General features: G+C 62.0%; 15 protein-coding genes. 7 read left to right on the forward strand and 8 right to left on the reverse strand.

The features are described 5' to 3' along the window. Positions 1-63 precede the first annotated feature (63 nt). Genes lpxD through lpxB form a run of 5 tightly spaced genes read left to right on the forward strand, consistent with a single transcriptional unit; the run spans position 64 to position 4,467 of the window. Entirely contained in the window at positions 64-1,116 is a 1,053-nt protein-coding gene (lpxD, locus tag ABID44_RS00865) for a UDP-3-O-(3-hydroxymyristoyl)glucosamine N-acyltransferase (protein WP_354149794.1), read from the forward strand. After that, positions 1,109-1,573, forward strand: a complete 465-nt coding sequence (fabZ, locus tag ABID44_RS00870; protein WP_354149795.1) for a 3-hydroxyacyl-ACP dehydratase FabZ — start codon at positions 1,109-1,111, stop codon at positions 1,571-1,573. Before lpxD ends, fabZ begins: the two co-directional genes overlap by 8 nt. 9 nt (positions 1,574-1,582) lie before the next feature. Continuing rightward, positions 1,583-2,416: an acyl-ACP--UDP-N-acetylglucosamine O-acyltransferase gene (gene lpxA / locus ABID44_RS00875; protein WP_354149796.1), complete on the forward strand. Its 834-nt coding sequence runs from the start codon at positions 1,583-1,585 to the stop codon at positions 2,414-2,416. Then, entirely contained in the window at positions 2,403-3,305 is a 903-nt protein-coding gene (locus ABID44_RS00880; RefSeq protein WP_354149797.1) for an LpxI family protein, read from the forward strand. Before lpxA ends, ABID44_RS00880 begins: the two co-directional genes overlap by 14 nt. Next, complete coding sequence (lpxB, locus tag ABID44_RS00885) at positions 3,295-4,467, forward strand: lipid-A-disaccharide synthase (protein ID WP_354149798.1); 1,173 nt, start codon at positions 3,295-3,297, stop codon at positions 4,465-4,467. Before ABID44_RS00880 ends, lpxB begins: the two co-directional genes overlap by 11 nt. 62 nt (positions 4,468-4,529) lie before the next feature. Here lpxB and gltA read toward each other — a convergent pair whose 3' ends face one another. Together gltA and gltX are read right to left on the reverse strand one after the other, a co-directional pair. Further along, entirely contained in the window at positions 4,530-5,819 is a 1,290-nt protein-coding gene (gene gltA, locus ABID44_RS00890) for a citrate synthase (protein ID WP_354149799.1), read from the reverse strand. A 180-nt stretch (positions 5,820-5,999) separates the two neighbouring features. Continuing rightward, on the reverse strand, positions 6,000-7,421 hold the full coding sequence (gene gltX / locus ABID44_RS00895; protein WP_354149800.1) for a glutamate--tRNA ligase: 1,422 nt from the start codon (positions 7,419-7,421) through the stop codon (positions 6,000-6,002). A 286-nt stretch (positions 7,422-7,707) separates the two neighbouring features. On the opposite strand from gltX, the gene ABID44_RS00900 reads away from it, so the two are divergent. Next, positions 7,708-10,029, forward strand: coding sequence for a ComEC/Rec2 family competence protein (locus tag ABID44_RS00900; protein WP_354149801.1), 2,322 nt, complete (start codon positions 7,708-7,710; stop codon positions 10,027-10,029). 181 nt (positions 10,030-10,210) lie between these two features. On the opposite strand, the gene lexA is transcribed toward ABID44_RS00900, so the two are convergent. The 6 genes from lexA to ABID44_RS00930 form a co-directional block, all read right to left on the reverse strand. Next, positions 10,211-10,930, reverse strand: coding sequence for a transcriptional repressor LexA (gene lexA / locus ABID44_RS00905; protein WP_354149802.1), 720 nt, complete (start codon positions 10,928-10,930; stop codon positions 10,211-10,213). A 114-nt stretch (positions 10,931-11,044) separates the two neighbouring features. Continuing rightward, positions 11,045-12,250 (reverse strand): molybdopterin molybdotransferase MoeA, encoded by a 1,206-nt coding sequence (locus ABID44_RS00910; RefSeq protein ID WP_354149803.1) that lies wholly within the window; start codon positions 12,248-12,250, stop codon positions 11,045-11,047. A 1-nt stretch (position 12,251) separates the two neighbouring features. Then, on the reverse strand, positions 12,252-12,752 hold the full coding sequence (gene moaC / locus ABID44_RS00915; RefSeq protein ID WP_354149804.1) for a cyclic pyranopterin monophosphate synthase MoaC: 501 nt from the start codon (positions 12,750-12,752) through the stop codon (positions 12,252-12,254). A gap of 4 nt (positions 12,753-12,756) precedes the next feature. Beyond that, positions 12,757-13,563 (reverse strand): indole-3-glycerol phosphate synthase TrpC, encoded by an 807-nt coding sequence (trpC, locus tag ABID44_RS00920; protein ID WP_354149805.1) that lies wholly within the window; start codon positions 13,561-13,563, stop codon positions 12,757-12,759. 2 nt (positions 13,564-13,565) lie between these two features. Next, positions 13,566-14,576, reverse strand: a complete 1,011-nt coding sequence (trpD, locus tag ABID44_RS00925; RefSeq protein ID WP_354149806.1) for an anthranilate phosphoribosyltransferase — start codon at positions 14,574-14,576, stop codon at positions 13,566-13,568. Continuing rightward, complete coding sequence (locus ABID44_RS00930; RefSeq protein WP_354149807.1) at positions 14,573-16,465, reverse strand: SurA N-terminal domain-containing protein; 1,893 nt, start codon at positions 16,463-16,465, stop codon at positions 14,573-14,575. The genes trpD and ABID44_RS00930 overlap by 4 nt, the downstream gene beginning before the upstream one ends. 125 nt (positions 16,466-16,590) lie before the next feature. On the opposite strand from ABID44_RS00930, the gene tpiA reads away from it, so the two are divergent. Beyond that, positions 16,591-17,355, forward strand: coding sequence for a triose-phosphate isomerase (gene tpiA / locus ABID44_RS00935; protein WP_354149808.1), 765 nt, complete (start codon positions 16,591-16,593; stop codon positions 17,353-17,355). The last annotated feature ends 85 nt before the right edge of the window (positions 17,356-17,440 follow it).

Raw genomic sequence — 17,440 nt, forward strand, 5'->3', positions numbered from 1 at the left:
ACGGCGGTTCCGGGCGGTAGCGCCCGGAACGGACTGTCCGCGCCAGCGGGATAGTGTTCTGCAATGACCGAACCGGTGTTTTTTGTGCCGTCACGTCGCTATACGGCTGGTGAGGTCGCCGCGCTTACCGGATCGACGCTGGCGAATCCGGCCTATTCGGACACCATCATAGAAACGATCGCATCCGCTACGGAAGGCGGCGATCGTGCGCTGGTGTTTGTCGCTGAAAAACGCAACGCGGCGCTGATGGCGGACTTGCACGCCGCCGCCGTGATTTGCCCCGTGGAACTGGCGGACAAGGCGCCTTCCGGTATCGCCGTCCTGGTCAACCCGCGCGCCCAACAGGCTTTCGCCCTGATCGGTCGCACGATGTTTCCCGCTGCCGCTACGCCGGTTCCCTCGACATCCGAACGTGGGATATCCCCCCAGGCGCATATCGATCCGACCGCCGCCATCGAAGCAGGTGCGATTATCGAAGCCGGTGCGGTCGTCGGACCTGACGCAGCCATCGGCGCCGGCACGGTGATTGCCCCCAACGCGGTGATCGGCGCATCCTGCCGCATCGGCCGCGACAGCTACATTGGCCCGAATGTCGCCATCCAGTATGCGCTGATCGGAAACCGCGTCATCATTCATGGCGGCGCTCGTATCGGACAGGATGGTTTCGGGTTTGTGGGTGGCGCAAAAGGGCCGGAGCGTATGCCGCAGATCGGGCGTGTCGTCATTCAGGACGACGTCGAGATCGGCTCCAACACCACCGTCGACCGGGGCGCTATGGCCGACACCATCATCGGCGAGGGGGCCAAGATCGATAATCTCGTGCAGATCGCTCACAATGTGCGTATCGGCCGTGGTTGTGTGATTGCCGGGCAGTGCGGCATTTCGGGTTCCGTCACACTGGGTGATTTTGTCAGGCTCGGCGGCCGGGTCGGCATCGCCGATCATATCACCGTGGGCGACCGGGTGGAGGTTGCAGCTTCCTCGGGCCTCATGTACGACATTCCCGCCGGGGAGCGCTGGGCGGGCATGCCGGCGCAGCCGATGCGCGATTTCTTCCGCGAGCTTTCGGCCATCCGCACATTCACCAAATCTTCGAAGAGGGATAAGAATGGCTGACGTTGCCGGCACCGTGCTTGATACGGCCGACATTCAGGAACTGCTCAAGCTCCTGCCGCATCGCTACCCATTCCTCATGATAGATCGCATCATCGAGATCGATGGCGACGACTCGGCCATCGGCATCAAGAACGTCACCATCAACGAGCCGCATTTCCTTGGTCATTTCCCCGGCCAGCCTGTGATGCCGGGCGTGCTGATCATCGAGGCCATGGCGCAAACCGCCGGCGCGATTTGCATTCGTCTCGCCCATGCCGACAAGCCATCGCTTGTCTACTTTATGACCATCGACAACGCCAAGTTCCGCAAACCGGTCGTGCCGGGTGATCAGCTCCGCATTCATGTGCGCAAGATCAAGAAGCGTGGCAATATCCTGAAATTCGCTTGCGAAGGCCTCGTGGACGGCGCAAAGGTCGCCGAAGCCGAAGTCTCGGCGATGATGGTCGAGAACGACTGACGAGGCACAATGGAAAACCAGACGATCATACATCCGTCCGCCGTCATCGAGAGCGGCGCCCGGATCGGAACCGGCGTGCGTATCGGCCCATTCTGCCATGTCAGTCCGGATGCGACGATCGAGGACAATGTCGAGCTTGTCGGCCATGTGTCCGTGCTTGGCGCCACAACCATCGGCGCCGGCACGAAAGTTTTCCCGATGGCGACACTTGGCGCGCCGCCGCAGAACGCCAAGCACAAGGGCGGGCGCACCACGCTGATCATTGGCGCCAATTGCATGATCCGCGAAGGTGTAACCATGCACACCGGCACCGACAGCAGCCGGGGTGAGACGATAGTGGGCGAGAACGGCAACTTCCTCGCCTATGCCCATATCGCCCATGACTGCGTGGTCGGCAAGAACGTCACCTTCGCCAATGGCGCGACGCTCGGCGGCCACTGCGAGATCGGCGACAATGTCAACATCGGCGGCCTTACCGCCGTGCACCAGTTCGTACGCGTGGGCGACAACGCCTTCATTGGCGGTTGTTCCGCCGTGGTAGGCGACGTCATTCCGTTCGCCATCGCCGTCGGCAACCGCGCCAAATTGCGGGGCCTCAACATCATAGGCCTCAAGCGTTCGGGTCTGGCGCGCTCGGAAATTCATCTGCTGCGCCGTTGCTATCGCACCCTGTTCGACCACAGCCGCCCGGTTTCCGAGAACATCGCGACCGCCAGGGCCGAGTTCGGATCTTCCGAGACGGCGATGAAGATCATCGACTTCATGGACAATCGAGCCAAGCGCCATTATACGGTGCCGCCACTGAAGAGCGGCGCTGGCGACGATAGCGATGATGAGGACTGAGACGCGATTTCCGGCAATCGCTTATGGTCCTGACAGCAGGATCTGCATCATCGCCGGAGGCGGAGATCTGCCGGCCGTAATCGCCGAAGATCTCGACCGGCAAGGGATAAGACCCTTCGTTCTTATGGTCGCGGGTGAACCCGACCCCGAGGCCGGCCTCGAACGCTACGATCACGAAAGTCTCACCCTTGAAGAAGCGCCTTCGCTTGTCAAGCGACTGCGCCGTCGCGGCGTCACTCATGTGGTGATGGCCGGGGAGATCAAAAGGCGTCCGCGCATTGCGGCGATGCGGCCGGGGCTCGGCTTGCTGCGCCACGTTCCGGCGTTTCTCCGCGCGCTGTCCAGCGGCGACGATGGTCTGCTGCGCTTCGTAGTCGAATGGCTGGAAGGCAGCGGCTTCGAGGTGGTCGGCGCGCACCAGATCGTTCCCGATCTGGTCGCAACGGAGGGCCAGTTCGGCAAGGTGTCGCCCGAGAAGACAGATTGGCGCGACATCGACGCGGCGCGCTTGGCGGCTGAAGCCATTGGCGCGCTCGATATCGGACAGGGAGCCGTGGCGATAGGCGGCCGGGCAATCGCGCTCGAAGGCATAGAAGGAACCGACGCCATGCTGGCGCGGGTCAAAGACCTGCGCGACCATGGCCGGCTTGCTGGAAAGCAGCGTGGCGTTCTGGTGAAATGCTCGAAACCCGGTCAGGAAGCCAGAACGGATTTGCCTTCGATTGGGCCGCGTACGGTGGATGAGGCGCATGCGGCGGGCCTTGTCGGAATAGCGGTGGAGGCCGGAAGCTCTCTTGTGCTGAACGGACCTGAAATGATCGGCAAGGCTGATGCGCTTGGGTTGTTCGTCATCGGGCTGCCGCCCAGGGAGCCGAGGCATGAAGACTGAGAGACCCCTGCGCGTCGCCGTCGTGGCCGGTGAGGAATCGGGCGACCTGCTAGGGGCGGATCTCATCCGGGCGCTGGAACAGCAGACGGGCCGCAAGGTCGAACTGATTGGCGTCGGCGGGCGGCATCTGGAAGCGCTGGGCCTGACTTCTCTCTTCAACTCCGGCGAAGTGGCGCTGATGGGCGTCAGCGCCATTCTTCGCGATCTGCCACGCCTCATCCGCCGCATCGGCCAGACGGCATCGGCAGTCGCAGCCGCGAAGCCGGATTGCCTCGTCACCATCGACAGTCCCGACTTTTCCCTGCGTGTGGCAAAAAAAGTTCGTGCTGCCGCCCCCTCCATTCCCATTGTCCACTATGTCTGCCCGAGCGTGTGGGCATGGCGGCAGGGGCGGGCGGCGGCGATGAAGCCCTATGTGGATCGCATATTGTGCATCCTGCCTTTCGAGGTGGAGGAACTGAAAAAGCTCGGCGGGCCGCCCGGAACCTATGTAGGGCACAGGCTCACACAGGATCCCGGCGTCGCCCTCGCTGCTGCCGGGCAGGATGCCCGGCGTGACCTGTCGCCGGATGGCAGGAAAACACTGCTTTTGTTGCCGGGGTCGCGCCGCGGCGAGGTGAGCCGGCTGCTGGAGCCGTTTCGCGAGACTGTGCGAGAGTTGCAGTTGCGTGGGCATGTTTTGCGCTTGTTGTTGCCGACTGTTCCCCATGCCGCGCCCATGGTGGAAAAGGCGGTCGCCGGCTGGGAGCAGAAGCCGGAAATCACGACAGAACCGGAAGCCAAATGGCGGGCCTTTGCGGAGGCGGATGCAGCGCTTATCGCATCAGGAACCGTTTCTCTGGAACTCGCTTTGTCGGGCGTACCCATGGTTTCGTGCTACAAGCTCGATCCCATCATCAAGCCTGTTGCGCCGTTCCTGCTGAAAATCTGGTCGGCGTCGCTGCCGAACCTGATCGCAGACCGGGCCATCGTGCCGGAGTTTTACGATCGCTTCGTGCGCCCTCAAACCCTAGCCCGGCAGATAGAGGCGCTGTTCATGGCGGGCGGCATGCGCGATTGGCAAAAGGATGGTTTCAGCGAAGTTCGTCGGCGCATGGCGACGGAGCGGCCTGCGGGCGTTATCGCCTCCGATGCGGTGCTGGAACTCGCCGAGCGTTCCTGAAATGCGCGCATAATGGAAAAAGGCCGCGAGATTCGCGGCCTTTTCTGTGTCTGGGCTTCTGATCAGCGCTTGGCGATCGGTACATAGTCGCGCTGCGCCTCGCCGGTATAGAGCTGGCGCGGACGGCCGATCTTCTGGCGCGGATCCTCGATCATTTCCTTCCACTGAGCGATCCACCCGACGGTGCGGGCCAGGGCGAACAGCACGGTGAACATGGTGGTGGGGAAGCCCAGCGCCTTGAGCGTGATGCCGGAGTAGAAGTCGACGTTCGGATAGAGCTTCTTCTCGATGAAATATTCATCGGTGAGAGCGATCTTCTCCAGTTCCATGGCGATGTCGAGAAGCGGATCGTCCTTGATGCCGAGTTCGCCCAGAACCTCGTGTGCGGTCTGCTGCATGATCTTGGCGCGCGGGTCATAATTCTTGTAGACGCGGTGACCGAAGCCCATCAGCCGGAACGGGTCGTTCTTGTCCTTGGCGCGGTTCACATATTCGGGGATGTTGTCGACATGACCGATTTCGGCCAGCATGTTGAGCGCAGCCTCGTTGGCGCCGCCGTGAGCCGGACCCCAGAGGCAGGCGATGCCGGCGGCGATGCAGGCGAAAGGATTGGCCCCGGAGGAGCCGGCCAGGCGAACTGTCGAGGTCGAGGCGTTCTGCTCATGGTCGGCGTGCAGGATGAAAATGCGCTCCATGGCGCGCGCCAGAACCGGGTTGACCTTGTATTCCTCGCACGGCACCGCGAAGCACATGTGCAGGAAGTTGGCGGCGAAGTTCAGGTCGTTCTTCGGATACATGAACGGCTGGCCGATGTGATACTTGTAGGTCATGGCCGCAATGGTCGGCATCTTGGCGATCAGGCGCATCGACGCGACCATGCGCTGATGCGGATCGGAGATGTCTGTAGAGTCGTGATAGAAGGCGGAAAGCGCGCCAACAACACCGCACATCACCGCCATCGGGTGGGCATCGCGGCGGAAGCCGGAGAAGAACTTGCTCATCTGCTCATGCACCATGGTGTGGCGCGTGACCCGGTAGTCGAAGTCTTCCTTCTGGGCCTTGGTCGGCAAATCGCCGTATAGCAGCAGATAGCAGACTTCGAGGAAGTCGCCATGTTCAGCAAGCTGCTCGATGGGATAGCCGCGGTGCAGCAGAATGCCGGCGTCGCCGTCGATATAGGTGATCTGCGATTCGCAGCTTGCGGTGGAAGTGAACCCGGGATCGTAAGTGAAGGCTCCGGTGGTGGAGTAGAGCGAGGCGATGTCGATGACGTCTGGCCCGATCGTGCCACTTCGCACCTTGAGCTCGTGAGTCTTGCCGCCAAGTTCCAGTTTCGCAGTCGATCCGGTCATTGCAAACTCCTTGTCAAGTCTCATGCCCAAGCGGCAAAAATTATTTTGCGATGCAAAATCCGAAAACATGGAAAATGTTCGAAATTGCAGCCTGTATAAGGTGCCGGGCCGATCGGCCCGCGCGCTAATGTTGCACCGCAAAACAAGCCTTTCAATGCCATTTTTCGCGGCCCTGAATCCTTAATCGATTTGATCCTGAATACGCCCGAGGCTTTCCTCGCGGCCAAGCACCTCCAGCACGTCGAACACGCCGGGGGAGGTGGCCCGACCTGTCAGGGCGGCGCGCAGAGGCTGTGCGATCTTGCCGAGCTTCAACCCCGAGCTTTCCGCAAATTCGCGAACCGCCGCCTCTGTGGTCTGGGCATTCCAGTCGCCAAGCTCCTGGAATCGTTCCGAAACTCCCTTCAGCACGGTCCGGGCGTCGGCATCCAGTATGGAAGCGGCCTTGTCGTCCAGTTGAAGCGGCCGATTCGCCGTCAGGTAGTAGGTGTTCCCGGCAAGTTCCACCAGCGTCCTGGCGCGTTCTTTCAGGCCCGGCATCGCTTTGAGCAGCCGCGCTCTGGCCGCATCGTCGAAACCTGCATCTATTTCCTCGCCGTTGGGCAGATAGGGCAGGGCGGCAAGAAATGCCTCAGTCAGCGCAGCGTCGTCCATGCCCCGCATGTGAACGCCGTTAAGCGCTTCAAGCTTGGCGAAATCGAAACGCGCGGCTCCCTTGTTGACGTCCTTGACGTCGAACCAGTCGACCATCTGACCGATCGACATCACTTCGTCGTCGCCATGGCTCCAGCCAAGGCGGGCAAGATAGTTCAGCAGCGCCTCGGGCAGATAGCCCATCGAGCGGTAGGCTTCGACGCCCAGAGCGCCATGGCGCTTGGAGAGCTTCGCGCCATCAGCCCCGTGAATGAGCGGAATATGCGCCATCTTGGGAACCTGCCAGCCCATGGCGTTGTAGATGACGGTCTGGCGCGCGGCGTTGGTGAGGTGGTCGTCGCCACGGATGATATGCGTGACGCCCATGTCATGGTCGTCGACCACGACCGCGTGCATATAGGTGGGATTGCCGTCCGAGCGAAGGATGATGAAGTCGTCCAGATCCTTGTTGGGGAAGCGCACTTCCCCCTGCACGAGGTCGTGAACGACGGTTTCGCCCTCGGTAGGGGCCTTGATGCGGATCGCGCCCGCAACACCTGCCGGCGCGTCGGCGGGATCGCGGTCACGCCAGCGGCCGTCATAGCGCGGGGGACGCCCTTCGGAGCGGGCCTTCTCACGCATCTCTTCCAGTTCGGCCGGCGTGGCGTAGCAGTAATAGGCCTTGCCCGAGCGCACCAGTTCCTCGGCCACTTCGCGATGGCGCGAGGCGCGCTGGTATTGGGATACGGCCTCTCCTTCCCAGGTGAGGCCAAGCCAGGTCAGCCCTTCAAGGATGGCCGCGGTGGCGGCTTCGGTGGAGCGTCCCCGGTCGGTATCCTCGATGCGCAGCAACATGACGCCGCCGGTGTGCCGGGCGTAGAGCCAGTTGAACAGCGCGGTGCGCGCGCCGCCTATGTGCAGAAATCCCGTAGGTGAGGGAGCGAAGCGGGTGACGACCTTTTCAGACATTCAATTCTCGCGCGGTGCCGAAAGCCGCCTGTCGGGCTTTCGCAGTTTGCGCGTTCATGTAGCATAGGAGATGAGGGGTGCAAGGGGAGAGCCCGTGACTTTGTCGTCTGCGGGGGAACAGGGCGCAAAGATTCCGCCATCTGACGTCAGCGAACGCAATCTTTTCGCCTTGCCGGAGCGGGTCTCGCAGGATGCTCCGCAGGCTTGCGAGCCGTTGCGCTGTTCCACACAGCCAAATTCCGCTGAACCAGCCGTTGAGACGCCGCCTCGGCCCCCGAACCTGTGGGTGGCGAAGGAGCCAGCAGCGGGAGGAGCGGCGTGGCGCGCCGTTTCCGATGCGATCGCTCTGGAACTTGAGCGTGGCGGCGCGTTTCTGCTGACGCCGGTGTTCTTGTCGGTCGGGGTCGTCGCCTATTTCACGCTGCGCTACGAACCGTCCTGGCCCTCTCTTCTTGCCATGACGGGGCTTGTCATCGGGACCGTGTGGCTCGCCCGGCACAGACACGCGCTCCAGCTTTGCCTGCTCGCTCTGTTGCTCTGTCTTGCCGGAATCTGGCTTTCCAAGCTGGAAACCTGGCGACTTGGAACGAAGATCATAGGCGCGGAGATAAGTGTGCGCCTGACAGGCCGCGTGGTGGAGATCGAGGAGATGGCCAGCGGCCGCAAGCGACTCACCATCGATGTCGTTTCGACCGAGCGTCCGAAATTGCGGTATCAGCCGGAGCGAGTGCGCCTTTCAGCCCGCAAGATATCTCCTGATATCGGTCCCGGTTCCGATGTGACCGGCCTTGTGCGCCTCCTGCCGCCTGCGGGGCCGATTCGACCGGGCAGCTACGACACATCCTTCTCCAGCTATTTCAGCGGCATCGGCGCCAGCGGTTTCTTCCTTTCCGGGCCGGAACTTTCCTCCCCGACAGTAGCTCCGATCACCGCCCGTTTCGGCGCGGCGATCGAGCGTGCGAGGCAATCGATCGCCGGGCGTATCAGGCAAAGTATCGGCGGGCCGGAGGGCGAGATCGCCGCCGCTCTCATCGTCGGCGTGCGGGCTGGTATCCCGGAAGAAATCAATGAGGCGATGCGCAAGACCGGCATCTACCACATCATTTCCATTTCCGGTCTGCATATGGCGCTGGTCGCCGGCACCGTGATGGGTCTCATGCGGGCGCTGTTTGCGCTGTTTCCGGATTTTTCGTCCCGTCGACCGGTCAGGAAATATGCGGCGTTGACGGCGCTGTTCGCCATCATCGCCTATCTGCTGATTTCCGGAATGGTGGTCGCCGCAGTTCGCTCTTTCATCATGCTGGCGGTGATGCTGATCGCCATTCTGTTCGATCGAAGCGCGCTCACTATGCGCAACCTCGCCATTTCCGCCATCATCGTCATTCTCGTAACGCCGCATGAGGTTGTGGGCCCAAGTTTCCAGATGTCGTTTGCGGCGACCGCCGCACTTGTTGGGGCCTATGCGGCGTGGTCCGATTATCGCGCCCGACGCGTTTCGGCGGGAGTTCCCGCAAAGCGCTCGCTCGCCAGTGCACTTCTGCATCGATTTGCCGTCATGATGATCGGGCTCGCCGCCACTTCGATCGTCGCTGGCATCGCGACAACACTTTACGCAGCCTGGCACTTCCAGCGTGTGGCGCCACTCAGCCTGCTGGCGAACCTCGCAGTCATGCCCGTCGTTTCGATCATCGTCATGCCGTTTGCGGTTTTCGCGTCCATAGCCATGCCTTTCGGGCTGGATGGCCCGTTTCTGTATGTGATGGGGCAGGGTCTGACTGTAATGATCCATCTGTCAGAACGGATCGCCGACCTGTCGCCCATTGATGCGGTCGGCCTGATTTCGGCAGCTTCCGTCCTTTTAGCAAGCATAGCGCTCGTGATCGCGACCATGGCGACGACATGGCTGCGATGGGTTTCGGCGCCGTTTGCGGTGGCGAGTCTGATGATGCTGATTGAAGAACGCACACCGGACATTCTGATTTCGGAAGACGCGCGGTTGCTCGCCGTCACCATGGAGAATGGCGAGATCGCCGTTAACCGTCCGCGCCCCAACGCCTTCACCATGGATAATTGGCGGCGGGCTCTCGATGCGCAAGGCGTGCAGGCGCCGGAGCGACGCAAACAAAAGGATCGGAACGATCTCGCGCTGAAAATGAAGGACGGTGGCGAGGAATCCACCGCAGGCGCAGGATTTCGATGCGCGGACAGGGTTTGCGTGACACACCACCCTTCAGGCGCGCAGATCGTGCAGGCGTCCGATACCGATACTGCCCGCGCCTTCTGCGATACGGCGAGCCTTATCGTGATCGAAGACCCAACGGCAAGAAATCCCTGCCGCAATGCCGGTCTCGCCGTCATCACCCGCCGCCAACTGGCGCAAAAGGGCAGTGCGGCGGTATTCCTGCCGGCAGGCTTTTCATCGAACGGCGCAGCATCCACGAGACCAAAGCCCGAAATACACTTCTCCATCGAGGGAGACTATCGCCCATGGCATACCCAGCGCCGATTTTCCCGGGAGGCGCGCGGCATGCCACCCTACCAGCGGAAAGTGGCCACCCCCAAGCCTGCAAATTCTCCGGAAGGTGGCCTGACGCGCGAATCGGAATAAAGAACAAGCCCGTCCAGAATGCACGCGATGGCCGCCCGCTCCAGGATCAAGCCGCCAACGTGTAATACCTAACCTGATTTAGAAGGTTAGCCTTATATCGTTTGGTTTTCTCGATATTTTTCTTTAAAAGATACATGCACCTTCTGAAGACCGGCTTTCGTCGAAGGGCTTCCACTTTCTATCAGTAGCGACGGATCAATCCGACAAGCCTGCCTTGCACCTTCACCCGGTCGGGTCCGAAGATACGCGTCTCATAGGCTGGATTGGCCGCTTCAAGGGCAATGGAAGCACCCTTGCGGCGGAAACGTTTCAGGGTGGCTTCCTCGTCATCCACCAGCGCGACCACGATGTCACCCGGCGTCGCCGTGTCACCATTGCGGATGATGACCGTATCGCCCTCAAAGATACCCGCCTCGATCATCGAATCGCCTTTGACCTCCAGCGCATAGTGTTCGCCGCTGGAGAGCATTTCCGGAGGCACGGAAATGGAGTGCGTCTTATGCTGGATCGCATCGATCGGCACGCCGGCGGCGATCCGTCCCATAACCGGAATGGAAACGGCCGAACCCGAATCGTCGTCATTGCTGGCGATCTGGAGTTTGCGGGTTTCTTTAGCCGGCTGCCCGAGACTGCCCTGAATGACGCTTGGGGAAAATTTTCGCGCGCTGTTGAGGCCGGGCGCAATGGAATCGGGCAAACGCAACACTTCGAGCGCCCGGGCGCGATTGGGCAGGCGGCGAATGAAGCCGCGTTCCTCCAAGGCGGTGATGAGCCGGTGAATGCCGGATTTGGAAGCGAGATCCAGCGCCTCCTTCATCTCGTCGAATGAAGGCGGAATACCGCTCTCTTTCATTCGTTCATGAATGAAGAGCAGCAATTCATGTTGCTTGCGCGTCAGCATCGGTTCCCCCGGCAGCGGTGAATCCAGAATTGGAAAACAAACCCGGAACAAACACTATATGTTCCAGTTGTGTTCCGCAACCGTTTAAAGTTTAATGAATGAATTGAGAATTCGTTAGTCGATGAGCAGAACCGGGCACGGCTCGCCGGCTGCGAGCGGATCTGCGAATGGAGCCCGGACGATCAGGCCGCCGGCTGCCGCCATCACGCGCAGCATGGAGGAATCCTGCATTTCGAACGGCGTGGCCACAAGCTTTCCATCGCGCTCCTCAAGCCTCGCGCGCACATAATCCTGCCGGTGATCGTTGGCGCTCATGTCGGCCCCAAGGATAGCGGCGCGCATGTCCTGCCGGAACGGCTTTCCTCCAAGACGGGCAAGCAGCGGTTTGAGGAAAAGCTGGGAGCAAACGAGGCTGGCCACCGGATTGCCGGGCAGACCAAGACATCTGATCTCGCCCATCCTGCCGAACATCAGCGGCTTGCCGGGGCGCATGGCGATCTTCCAGAAATCGAGCGTCATGCCTTCCCCGGTCAAAACCTCGTGAACGAGGTCGTGATCGCCAACGGAAGCGCCGCCGGACGTAACGATAACATCTGCCCCCGCCGCCACCGCTTCCCTGACCAGCGCTGCCGTGGCGTCCCTCCGGTCGGGGGCGATACCGAGATCAAGCACTTCCGCGCCGGCGGCGCGGGCGCAGGCTGCGATGCCATAGGCGTTCGAGGAGATGATCTGGCCAGGCCCGGTTGCGCTGCCGGGCGGGCGCAACTCGTCTCCGGTGGCGATGATGGCGACCAGCGGGCGCTTCACCACCGAAAGGCTGGGATGGTTGGCGGACGCAGCCAGCGACAATGCTGCAGGACCGAGCAGGCGGCCTTTCTCGATCAGCAGGTCGCCTTCCATGAAGTCGATACCGGCGCGCCGGACATTGCGGCCCGCTACCGTGGTCTCGAGCAGTTCTATGATGCCCGGCGCCGCAACCTTCACATTCTCTTGAATGACGACAGTGTCGACGCCGGCGGGAAGGGGCGCGCCGGTGAAGATGCGTACGCATTCTCCCTTGCCCACGGTCCCGGAAAAGGTGCTGCCGGCGGCAATTTCGCCAATCACTGCGAGCCGGTTTCCAATTGCGCCTGCATCGACCCCGTGGGCGGCGTAGCCGTCCATGGCGGAGGCGTGGAACGGCGGCTGCGTGCGAAGCGCCGTTACCGGTTCAGCCAGCACCCGGTCGTAAGCCTGATCGAGGGGAACCCGTTCGGCAGTCAGAGGCTCGACACCCTGCAGAAGGCGCTCCAGCGCCGTCTCCATCGGAACCAGAGCCATGTCAGCTTTCCGCCTCATAGTCGCCGGACTTGCCCCCGGTCTTTGAAAGCAACCTGACGTCCGAGATAACCATGCCACGATCCACGGCTTTGGCCATGTCGTAGATGGTGAGGCAGGCGACGGAAGCGGCTGTCAGAGCCTCCATTTCCACCCCGGTCTTGCCGGTCACCCGCGCCATCGCCCGCACCCTGAGGCCGGGCAGGGCGTGGTCCGGTTCGATCTCCACCGTGACCTTCGTCAACAGCAGCGGGTGGCAAAGCGGAATGAGTTCATGCGCTTTCTTTGCCGCCATGATGCCGGCGATTCGGGCCGTGCCAAGAACGTCGCCCTTCTTCGCATTGCCTTCGACAATCATTGCCAGCGTTTCGGCCTGCATGCGCACGACGCCCTCGGCGACCGCCTCGCGAATTGTTTCGGCCTTGTCGCCAACATCCACCATATGCGCCTCCCCCATCGTTCCGATATGGGTGAGGCCGCTTTTGGCGGGTGGTGTATTGGTCATCGCCTCAAGCTCCCGGAGCGTCCAGCCCCAGCAAAATGCGCGTTGCAGCGGTGACGTCTTCCTGCCGCATCAGGCTTTCGCCGACGAGGAAGGCGCCAATTCCGCTGGCGGCCAGCCTCTTGCAATCCTCATTGGTGAAGATGCCGCTTTCGCCCACCAGCAGCCGATCCGCCGGAACCATGGGAGCCAGCCGCTCGCTGGTTTCGAGGCTGGTTTCGAAGGTGCGCAGATTGCGGTTGTTGATGCCCAGAAGACGGGATGAGAGACGCAGCGCGCGCTCCATTTCCTCCTCGTCGTGAACTTCGATCAACACATCCATGCCGAGCGAAAACGCGGTGTCTTCAAGCGCGCGAGCCGTTTCGTCGTCCACGCTCGCCATGATGATGAGAATGGCGTCCGCGCCCCAGGCGCGCGCCTCATGCACCTGATAGGTGTCGAACAGAAAATCCTTGCGCAATGCAGGCAGGGACACCGCCTCGCGGGCGTCGGTCAGAAACTCCGGCGCGCCCTGAAACGAGGGGGCGTCGGTGAGCACCGAAAGACAGGCCGCCCCGCCGGTTTCGTAGGCGCGGGCGAGGGCGGGCGGATCGAAATCCGCACGGATCAATCCTTTGGAGGGGCTGGCCTTCTTGATCTCGGCGATGAGCGCGAACTGGCCGTCCCTGTTGCGGCTTTCGAGCGCGGCGAGAAAACCGCGCGGCTTGTCCCGATCGCTCGCACGGGCCCTGAGATCATCCAGTGAAACGCGCGCTTTGGCGGCGGCGATTTCGTCGCGCTTGTAGCTTTCGATCTTACGCAGAATATCGGACATGGCTAAGCGTTGGAAACCTCGATCAGTCTGTCAAGCACCTGCATGGCGCGGCCGCTGTCGATCGCCTCGCTGGCTTTCGCGACGCCTTCCGCCAATTCGGTCACCTGCCCGGCGACCACGAGACCGGCCCCGGCATTCATCAGCACGGTGTCTCGGTAGGCGCCGGAAGCGCCGGAAAGCACATTGCGAAGCGCTGCCGCATTGGTTTCGGAATCTCCGCCGCGCAAGTCCTGCTTGGAGTGGCGGCCCAACCCCAAGGCCTCCGGAGTTAGCGTGAAACTGCGCACCTCACCACCAGCAAGTTCGGCAACCTGCGTTTCGCCGGTGGTGGTGATCTCGTCATAGCCGTCGCCATGCACCACCCACACATGGGTGGAACCAAGAGCCTTGAGCGCCTCGGCCACGGGTACGACCCATTCCGGTGCGAACACGCCGACGAGCTGGCGGCCGACACTGGCCGGATTGGTAAGGGGGCCGACCAGATTGAAGATGGTCCGGGTTCCCAGCTCCACTCGGACAGGGCCGACATGCTTCATGGCCGGATGGTGGGCCGGCGCGAACATGAAGCCGATTCCGGCCTGTTCGACGCAACGGCTGATCGCATCAGGAGCCAGTTCGATGTTGACGCCGAGTTTTGTCAGCACATCGGCGGTGCCGGTCAGGGACGACAGGCCCCGGTTGCCGTGCTTGGCCACCGGCACGCCGCTGGCGGCTGTGACGAAAGCGGACGCGGTGGAGATGTTGAAGCTGTGCAGGCCGTCGCCGCCGGTTCCGACAATGTCGATAGCGTTGGCCGGCGCCGAAACGCGCAGCATCTTGTCGCGCATTGTGGCCACCGCGCCGGAAATCTCGCCGACCGTCTCCCCGCGCACGCGCAGCGCCATCAGAAAGCCGCCGATCTGGCCGGGGGTCGCGTCGCCGGACATGATGATCTCGAACGCCTCGCGCGCTTCCTCGAAGCTGAGCGGCTTGCCAGCCGCGACGCTTGCAATGAAGGGCTTCAGCGCGCTCATCGAACGAGCGCCTGCGATATGGCTACCTGATCGATTTCGACCTTGTACTCGGTCTGCAACCGGGCAACGAGTTGGTCGAGAAGGTCGCCCGAGAGGCCGGCCGCGAACGAGGTGCGGACATCCTCCGGCACCGTGCTGGCGTCAGCGCCGGCGGGCTCGACCACCTGAGCGACCTTGAACAGGATCTGCGCGTCGCCGGCAGGCGAGGGCACGATGCCCGATCCGCCTTCACTGACTTCGAAGATCTCCGCGGCGCCTTCGCGGCCGAAATCTGCATCGTCGGCGGAACGCTTCAACCCGCGTTTGGTCTGTTTTTCCAGTGAAAGCTCGGAGGCGAGGGCATCCAGTTCAGCCCCTTCCTGGACGCGCTTCTGCAATTCCCCGGCCTTTGCCAGAAGCTTCTTTTCCGTCTCCAGAGCAGTCCAGTCGGCGACAACGCGCTCGCGCACCTCGTCGAGCGTCCGGTCGCGCGCGGGGGTAACGGAGTTCACCTCATAGAACAGGTAGCCGCCATTTGCCGTGGTGATGCTTTCATTCTCGATTCCGGTCTCCGCCTCGAATGCCGCGCGGATGAGATTTGCAGATTCCGGCAGATCGCGGATGACGCTCTCATCGGGCGCCCGCCCTGACCGATCGATGGATTCGACGGCCACGACCTTCAGGCGCTGCTTGGCCGCAGCCTCCTCCATGCTGTCGCCACCGGCGCGGGCGTCTTCATAGGCGTCGTGCACGTCGAGCAGAACGCGGGTGGCTTCGCTGAGCGCCAGATCCTTGCGAATCTGGTCGGAAACCTCGGCAAGCGGCTTCGCCAGCTCAGCATTGATCTCTGTAACCCTCAGCAGAACCGGTCCGAAAGCGCCCTTGACCACCTGGCTCACTTCGTTGAGGCCAAGCGCAAAAGCTACATCTGCGACGGGCTGATCGGCGATCTTGTCCTTTGCGAGCGTTCCCAGCTGGACATCCTCTTCGGTCTTTCCCTGAGCGGCATAGACCTTGTCAAAGGTTGCGCCAGCATTGATCGAATCGCGCGCCGTCTGCGCATCCTGCTCCGACTTGAAAACGATCTGCTCGATCTTGCGTGTCTCAGGCGTGGTGAAGAGCGCCTTGTTTTTCTCGTAGTCCTCTGCGACCTGCTCGTCGCTGATGGAGGCGACATCCATGATGTCTTCAGGTTCCAGCCGGATATAGGAGAATTTGCGATACTCGGGCGCTGCGTAACGCTGCTTGTTTTCTTCGAAGTAGGCGGAAAGGTCGGCATCGGACGGAGCTGTGATCGGTTCGACCAGTGACTTCGGGAGCGCAAGATAGTCGACCGTACGATCTTCGCCCTGATAGAGCGCGAAAGCTTTCAGGAACGTGTCCGGCACTTTGAGGCCGTCGGTTGCCGCCTCGATGATCTGCTGGCGTCGCGCCACCTGCGCGCGATTGTGGAGATAGTCCTCCGGCCGCATTCCGACCTGTCGCAGCACATAGTCGAACATCTGGCGATCGAATTGGCCGCCGGGGCCGTGGAAGGCCGGATCTTCATGGGTGAGGGCGGCGAGACGGTCCTGCGAGATGCCGAGGCCTATCTTGCGGGCCTGCTCGTCCAGCAATGCGCCGGACACGAGCTGCGCCAGAACCTGACGGTCCAGACCCAGCGCGTTAACCTGCTCCTGCGTCAGTCGCTGGCCGAATTGCTGGGAAAGCGCGTTGATCTGCCGGTCATAGGCCAGACGGTATTCATTCACGGATACGGAGGTGCCGCCAACCCTGACCACGGATTCATGTCCGCCGAGCACGCCCGAGACCTGGCCGGAGATGCCCCAAACGGCAAAGCTCAGCACCAGAAGAAGGAGCAAAGTTTTGGCGACCCAGGTTCCTGCGGCTTTTCTTAGGCTGTCGAGCATGTTCACTTCCGGTTTCAGACAAGGCCCAAGGGCAATAGCCTCCTTGGGCGTCACTGTCGATTGCTTTGTGGTCCGATTTTGTTACTGAAGGCGCGCATATGGAACCTGTCGGAGATAGATACACCATGACGCCAGGAATTCGACCGCTCGTCGCGGGCAACTGGAAGATGAACGGCATCGGCGCTTCCCTCGATGAGCTCAGGATGATCGGCGACGGGTTCATGCGGGGTCTCGATGCGCAAACCGAGGCTCTCGTTTGCGTGCCGGCGACACTGCTGTCCCGCGCAGCGGAGATTCTGTCGCGTACTCCGGTTCGCGCCGGCGGCGAGGACTGCCATGCGAAGGAAAGCGGGGCCCATACGGGCGACATTTCGGCGGAAATGCTCAGGGACGCCGGCGCAACCCACGTCATTGTCGGCCATTCGGAGCGGCGCACCGATCATGGTGAGGATGACGCGACCGTTCGCGCCAAGGCCGAAGCTGCCTGGCGTGCTGGCCTCGTCGCGATCGTCTGCATCGGCGAAACCAATGAGCAGCGGCAGGCTGGCCAGACGCTCGATGTGCTGTCGCGTCAGATCGAAGGCTCGGTGCCGGCAAGCGCTACCTCCGCCAATACCATTATCGCCTATGAGCCGGTCTGGGCGATCGGCACCGGCCTGACGCCAACCGCGGACGATGTGGCGAGCGCCCATGCGCACATCCGGACGCGGCTTGAGACCAAGCTCGGTGCGGGGGCAAGGAATATGCGCATTCTGTATGGCGGATCGGTCAAGCCGTCGAATGCGGTGGAATTGCTTGGCGTGGATAATGTCGATGGCGCGCTGGTGGGCGGCGCAAGCCTGAAGGCCGCCGATTTCCTCGGCATCGCCGAAGCCTACGAGCACCTTTGACGAATGGGGTGGCGCGCAGCGCGACGCGCCCCTACATGACCGGGCGATGGCTTATATCCGGGCGCGGACTTGGAAATGCCATCAA

The organism is Aquamicrobium ahrensii, assembly GCF_040545755.1.
In the GTDB taxonomy this organism is placed as follows: domain Bacteria; phylum Pseudomonadota; class Alphaproteobacteria; order Rhizobiales; family Rhizobiaceae; genus Mesorhizobium; species Mesorhizobium ahrensii.

Coding starts and splice junctions, on each gene's coding strand:
- lexA (WP_354149802.1), bottom strand. CDS start 10,930: ATGCTGACGCGCAAGCAACATGAATTGCTGCTCTTCATTCATGAACGA.
- trpD (WP_354149806.1), bottom strand. CDS start 14,576: ATGAGCGCGCTGAAGCCCTTCATTGCAAGCGTCGCGGCTGGCAAGCCG.
- gltA (WP_354149799.1), bottom strand. CDS start 5,819: ATGACCGGATCGACTGCGAAACTGGAACTTGGCGGCAAGACTCACGAG.
- lpxA (WP_354149796.1), top strand. CDS start 1,583: ATGGAAAACCAGACGATCATACATCCGTCCGCCGTCATCGAGAGCGGC.
- moaC (WP_354149804.1), bottom strand. CDS start 12,752: ATGACCAATACACCACCCGCCAAAAGCGGCCTCACCCATATCGGAACG.
- fabZ (WP_354149795.1), top strand. CDS start 1,109: ATGGCTGACGTTGCCGGCACCGTGCTTGATACGGCCGACATTCAGGAA.
- ABID44_RS00930 (WP_354149807.1), bottom strand. CDS start 16,465: ATGCTCGACAGCCTAAGAAAAGCCGCAGGAACCTGGGTCGCCAAAACT.
- gltX (WP_354149800.1), bottom strand. CDS start 7,421: ATGTCTGAAAAGGTCGTCACCCGCTTCGCTCCCTCACCTACGGGATTT.
- trpC (WP_354149805.1), bottom strand. CDS start 13,563: ATGTCCGATATTCTGCGTAAGATCGAAAGCTACAAGCGCGACGAAATC.
- lpxB (WP_354149798.1), top strand. CDS start 3,295: ATGAAGACTGAGAGACCCCTGCGCGTCGCCGTCGTGGCCGGTGAGGAA.
- ABID44_RS00910 (WP_354149803.1), bottom strand. CDS start 12,250: ATGGCTCTGGTTCCGATGGAGACGGCGCTGGAGCGCCTTCTGCAGGGT.
- ABID44_RS00880 (WP_354149797.1), top strand. CDS start 2,403: ATGATGAGGACTGAGACGCGATTTCCGGCAATCGCTTATGGTCCTGAC.
- lpxD (WP_354149794.1), top strand. CDS start 64: ATGACCGAACCGGTGTTTTTTGTGCCGTCACGTCGCTATACGGCTGGT.
- tpiA (WP_354149808.1), top strand. CDS start 16,591: ATGACGCCAGGAATTCGACCGCTCGTCGCGGGCAACTGGAAGATGAAC.